General features: G+C 74.0%; 4 protein-coding genes. 2 read left to right on the top strand and 2 right to left on the bottom strand.

The window, feature by feature from the left end; genetic code table 11:
• Nucleotides 1-605, bottom strand: a 605-nt coding sequence (locus tag RH94_RS45365) for a serine/threonine-protein kinase (RefSeq protein WP_234426212.1), incomplete at its 3' end; no start/stop codon positions are given.
• A 46-nt stretch (nucleotides 606-651) separates the two neighbouring features.
• Between RH94_RS45365 and RH94_RS33300 the strand changes: the two genes are divergently transcribed.
• Nucleotides 652-1,203: an RNA polymerase sigma factor gene (locus RH94_RS33300; protein WP_073952057.1), complete on the top strand. Its 552-nt coding sequence runs from the start codon at nucleotides 652-654 to the stop codon at nucleotides 1,201-1,203.
• A gap of 42 nt (nucleotides 1,204-1,245) precedes the next feature.
• Here the strand turns inward: RH94_RS33300 and RH94_RS33295 are convergent, their stop codons facing one another.
• A complete protein-coding gene (locus RH94_RS33295) occupies nucleotides 1,246-3,624 on the bottom strand; it encodes a SpoIIE family protein phosphatase (RefSeq protein ID WP_073952056.1) in 2,379 nt (792 codons plus the stop codon).
• A 266-nt stretch (nucleotides 3,625-3,890) separates the two neighbouring features.
• On the opposite strand from RH94_RS33295, the gene RH94_RS33290 reads away from it, so the two are divergent.
• The coding region (locus RH94_RS33290) for a glycoside hydrolase family 9 protein (RefSeq protein WP_407697394.1) at nucleotides 3,891-5,925 on the top strand (2,035 nt) is incomplete at its 3' end.

The following is a 5,925-nucleotide window of genomic DNA, read 5'->3' as shown; positions in this document are numbered from 1 at the left end:
CCGACCGCGCCCAGGGCGTAGACGTCGGCCCGGGCGTCGATGCCCGCGCCGGGCTCGGCCTGCTCGGGCGGCCGGTACCCGGCCGAACCCGCCGCCAGGGTCAGCCCCGAGGCCTGCGCCAGGCTCTTGGCCAGCCCGAGGTCGGCGAGCAGCACCCGGCGGGTGCCGTCCGGCGCGGTGCGCAGCAGCACGTTGCCGGGCTTGATGTCCCGGTGCACGATGCCCGCCTCGTGCAGGGCATGGGCGGAGCGGGCGGCCTGCGCGGTCAGCCGCAGCGCCTCCGGCACCGGCAGCGGACCCGCCTCCAGCAGGTCGGCGAGGGTGCCGGCGTCGGCGTACTCCATGACGAAGTACGGCCTTCCGTCGGGCAGTTCACCGATGTCGTAGACCTGGACCACCCGGGGCGAGCCGGCCCTGCGCAGCAGCCGCGCCTCGGCCAGGAACCGCTCGCGCACGTCCAGGCGGTGGGACCAGTTCTCGGCGAGGACCTTGACGGCCACCGGGGCCTCGAGCTCGTCGTCGTGGGCGAGCCAGACCGTGCCGAAGGCGCCCGTGCCCAGGCGCCGTTCGAGGCGGTAACGGCCGATCCGCTCGAGGGAGTGCATGCCACTATCATGCCTGCCCTGAGATCGACTCCAAGGGGGCCTTGTCGTGCGGGACGCGGCGCCGACCGAAGACCTCGCCCGGCGCGCCGCCGCCGGTGACGGCGGGGCGCTGGAGGAACTGCTCCAGGTGATCCGGCCCGAGGTCGTCCGCCGCTGCGGGCGTTTCCTGCCCTGCCGCGAGGACGCGGAGGAGGCCGCGCAGGACGTGCTGGTGCAGATCGCGCGGAGGATCACCACGTTCGAGGGCCGCAGCCGCTTCGGCACCTGGCTCCACACGGTCGTCGCCAACTGCTCCCGGCAGAAGTACCGCGAGCTCAAGCGCCGCGCCGCCGAGCAGCCCGCGGTGATCGAGCCCGCGCGGTACGCCGACCCGCGCACCACCAGTGTCATCGCGGGCTCCCGCGTCGACCTGCTGGAGGCGCTGGACCGACTGGAGCGGGAGCATCCCCAGCTGGTGGCGCCGCTGGTCTACCGGGACGTCTGCCAACTGGATTACGCCGAGGCCGCCGAGCGGGCGGGCGTTCCGCTGGGCACGTTCAAGTCGCGGCTGCACGAGGCGCGCCGCCGGGTCAGGCCGTGGCTGACCGACGCGTCCTGAGTCCCGGGCCGGTGCGCTCGCCCGCCGCCCCACCGGTCGGCGTCACTCGTCGTCGTCCAGGCTCAGCTCCGCCCAGATGGTCTTGCCCTCGGCGGTGTGCCTGCTGCCCCACCGCCGGGTGAGCTGGGCGACCAGCAGCAGACCGCGGCCGCCCTCGTCCCAGGTCTTGGCGCGGCGCAGGTGCGGGGCGGCGTGGGTGGTGTCGTACACCTCGCAGATCAGGTGCGCCCCGCTGTGGATCAGCCGCAGCCGGATCGGCGGAGTGCCGTACCGCAGCGCGTTGGTGACCAGCTCGCTGACCACCAGTTCGGTGGTGAACGCCGCCTCGCCGAGCCCCCAGCCGTCGAGCTGCTCGACGACCCGCTTGCGGACCGGGGCGACCAGCGACGGGTCGGCCGGGATGTCCCAGGTGGCCACCTGGGAGGACGGCAGGCCCCGGGTGCGGGCCAGCAGCAGGGCCACGTCGTCGCAGGCGCCGCCCGCCGGCAGCAGGGTGCGCAGGACGCGGTCGCAGGCCTCCTCCAGGGAGCCGGTCCGGACGGCCAGCGCCTCGCACAGCAGCCGGTGGCCGGCGTCGGTGTCCCGTTCGCGGCCCTCGACCAGCCCGTCGGTGAAGAAGGACAGCACGCTGCCTTCCCGCAGGTCGAGTTCGACGCTCTCGAACGGCAGCCCGCCCACGCCCAGCGGCGGACCCCACGGCAGCTCCACCCGGCGCGGCGGGCCGTCCGGCGGGATCAGGACCGGCGGCGGGTGCCCGGCGCGGGCGAGCGTGCAGCGGCGGGAGACCGGGTCGTACACCGCGTACAGGCAGCTCGCGCCGGCCTCGCCGGGGCCGCCTTCGGTGCCGGCCTCGGCGGACATCCGGGCCACCACGTCGTCGAGGTGGGTGAGCAGCTCGTCCGGGGCGAGGTCGATGTCGGCGAGCGTGCGTACGGCGGTGCGCAGCCGGCCCATGGTGGCCGAGGCCTGCACACCGTGCCCGAGGACGTCCCCGACGACCAGGGCGACCCGCATCCCGGACAGCGGGATCACGTCGAACCAGTCGCCGCCCAGCCCGTCCCGGGCCGCCGGCAGGTAGCGGGAGGCCGCCTCCACGGCGGCGGTGCGCGGCAGGGTGCGCGGCAGCAGGCTGTGCTGCAGGGCGAGGGCGGTCTCCCGCTCCCGCGAGTAGCGCCGGGCGTTGTCGATGCAGACGGCGGCGCGGGCCGTGACCTCCTCGGCGAGCAGCACGTCGTCGGGCATGAACGGGGCGGGCTGCTCGAACCGGGTGAAGACGGCGACTCCGAGGGTCACCCCCCGGGCCCGGATCGGCACGGACATCGTGGAGTGGACGCCCAGCTCCCGGACGCGCGCGCTGCGCACCGGGTCCCAGGAGAGCCACTTCTCCAGGTCGTCCGCCTCCTGGGTGAGCACCACGGAGTGACCCGTCACCAGGCAGACGCCCTGCGGAGAGGTGGCCGGGTAGACCTCGGTCCCCCCGGTCACGGCGACGGCCTCCGGCGCGCCCGGACCGATGGAGCTGTGGGCGGCCCGGAGCAGGGCGACCGGCATGCTCGGCGGGCCGGTGAGCGGCTTGCCGCCGTGCTCGGCCACGTCCAGCAGGTCGACGCTGACGAAGTCGGCGAGGGCCGGGACGCAGACGTCGGCGAGTTCCTGTGCCGTCCGGGTGACGTCGAGGGTGGTGCCGATGCGTACGCTCGCCTCGTTCACCAGCTGCAGCCGCTCGCGCGCCCGGTACTGCTCGGTGAAGTCGTGCGCGGCGACGCTCACCCCGCACACCCGTCCCCGCGGGTCGGTGACCGGGGACACGCGGGCCAGCCAGGCGCTCGACCGGCCGTCGACGCCTATCGGCGCGTACGTCCGTGCGTCGTCCTCCCGGCCGGTGGTCAGGACCCGGTGCATGTGCCGCTCGAAGTCCTCGCTCTGCCGGTGGCCGCCGATCTCGGAGTGGCGCAGCCCCCGCAGCCGCTCGGCCGGCACCCCGCCGAACACCTCCGCCATGGCGGGGTTCATCCCGCGCAGGCGCAGCCGCTCGTCGTAGACGGCCATGGCGCAGGGGGACTGCATGAGCGCGATCCGGGACAGCGGGTCGTCCGGGGCCCCCGGCCCGCCGTCCTCCAGGGGGGTGGCCAGGAGCAGGCCGCCGCCGTCCTCCGGGGCCCGGCGGTTGACCAGCACCCAGACGGTCACGGCGTGCCCGTCCCGGTGCCGCAGGGTGAGCGTGCCGCCCCAGCGCGGCCCCTCGGGGAGGTCCGGCCGCGGGTCGCCGGCCAGCAGCTGCGCCGCCTGCCGGCCCAGGACCTCCTCGGGCGCCCAGCCGAGCAGCCGGTGCGCGCCCTCGTTCCACTCGACGAGGGCGCCGTGTTCGTCGACGACGGCCCGTGCCGTGGCCGCGTCGTCGAACGGATACACCGGGCTCATCGTCGCCACTCCATCGCGCACACTCACAGTGAACAGGTGCGTCACCTGCGTTCCAGCCTAGTCCGTAACGGCGCCGCGCGGACGGCGGCCCCCTGCCGTGCGGCGGAAGCGTCAAGGGGGCGTCCGGCGGAGGTGACCGCGGGGAGGGAAACGCGCCGCCACACTCTTGACGGAATGTCATGGCTGCAACAAGCATGGCGTGGTCCGCCTCTTGGGAGCGCTCCCACGGGAGTGCCGCCCGTACCTCCCCCTCGAGGAGCCCAGACGTGAAACGACGCAGAACCACCCTGTTGTCCGTGGTCGCCCTGCTCGCGGCGGCCCTCTCCACCCTGCCGTCCGCCCCGCAGGCCCGGGCCGACGAGGTCGAGCAGATCAGGAACGGGACCTTCGACACCACCACCGAGCCGTGGTGGACGACGAGCAACGTCACCGCGGGCCTGTCCGACGGCCGGCTGTGCGCGAACGTGCCCGGCGGCACCGCCAACCGCTGGGACGCCGCCGTGGGGCAGAACGACATCACCCTGGTGAAGGGCGAGACCTACCGGTTGTCGTTCACGGCGACCGGCACGCCCGACGGGCACGTGGTCCGGGCGCTCGCGGGGCTGTCGGTGGAGCCGTACGACACCTGGTTCGAGGTGAGCCCGCAGCTGAGCGTCTCGGGGAACGCCTACGCGTACACCTTCACCTCCCCCGTCGACACCACCCGGGGCCAGGTCGCCTTCCAGCTCGGCGGCGCCGCGGACCCCTGGCGCTTCTGCCTGGACGACGTGTCGCTGCTGGGCGGGGTGGAGCCGGAGGTGTACGAGCCCGACACCGGGCCGCGGGTCCGCGTCAACCAGGTCGCCTACCTGCCGGACGGACCCAAGAACGCCACGCTGGTCACCGACGCCACCTCCAGACTGCCCTGGCAGCTGCGCAACGCCCGGGGGGCCGTCGTGACCCGCGGATGGACCGTGCCGCGCGGCACGGACGTCTCCTCCGGGCAGAACGTGCAGTCGATCGACTTCGGCGCCTACCGGGGACGCGGCAAGGGCTTCACGCTGGTCGCCGACGGCGGGACCAGCCGCCCCTTCGACATCGGCGCGGAGGCCTACGAACAGCTCCGCCTGGACTCCCTCAAGTACTACTACACACAGCGCAGCGGGATCGCGATCCGCGAGGACCTGCGCCCCGGCTACGCCCGCCCCGCCGGCCACCTGGACGCCGCCCCCAACCGGGGCGACGCCGAGGTGCCCTGCCAGCCGGGCCTGTGCGACTACACACTGGACGTCACCGGCGGCTGGTACGACGCGGGCGACCACGGCAAGTACGTCGTCAACGGCGGCATCACCACCTGGGGACTGCTGAGCACCTACGAGCGCTCCCTGCACGCGCGCACCGGCCGGCCCTCGAGCCTCGGTGACAGGACGCTCGCCGTCCCGGAGAGCGGCAACAAGGTGCCCGACATCCTGGACGAGGCCCGCTGGGAGCTGGAGTTCCTGCTGAAGATGCAGGTGCCGGCCGGGAAGCCGCTGGCCGGCATGGCGCACAGCAAGATCCACGACGAGCAGTGGACGGGGCTGCCGCTGCTGCCCCACCAGGACCCGCAGAAGCGCGAGCTGCACCGGCCGACGACCCAGGCGACCCTGAACCTGGCGGCGACGGCCGCGCAGGCGGCCCGCCTCTACGGGCCCTACGACAAGGCCTTCGCGGCGAAGGCCCTGCGGGCCGCGCGGACGGCCTGGAGCGCCGCACTCGCCCATCCCGGGCTCCACCCGGACCCGGACGACGGCATCGGCGGCGGCGCCTACGCCGACGGCAACGCCACCGACGAGTTCTACTGGGCGGCGGCCGAGCTGTACCTCACCACCGGGGAGAGGCAGTTCGCCGACCACGTGACCAAGTCCCCCCTGCACACGGCCGACATCTTCGGCAGCGTCAGCTTCGACTGGGCCAGTACCGCGGTACCCGCCCGCCTCGACCTCGCCACCGTCCCGAGCCGGCTCCCCGGCCTGGAGAAGGTGCGCCAGTCGGTGGTCAAGGGCGCGGACAAGTACCTGGCCACGCTGAGGTCGCAGCCGTACGGCATGCCGTACGCCCCCGCGGACAACATGTACGACTGGGGCTCCAACAGCCAGATCCTCAACAACGCCCGCGTCGTCGCCACCGCCCACGACCTCACCGGCGCCGCGAAGTACCGCGACGGCGCGGTGCAGAGCATGGACTACGTCCTGGGCCGCAACGCCCTCAACATCTCCTACGTCACCGGCTACGGCACGGTCAGCTCGCACAACCAGCACAGCCGCTGGTACGCCCACCAAC

Source organism: Streptomyces kebangsaanensis, from assembly GCF_001906585.1.
GTDB classification, from domain to species: Bacteria; Actinomycetota; Actinomycetes; order Streptomycetales; family Streptomycetaceae; genus Streptomyces; species Streptomyces kebangsaanensis.
Note: the sequence above shows the minus strand (reverse complement) of the source record. Positions and strands in the feature narration are given on the sequence as shown.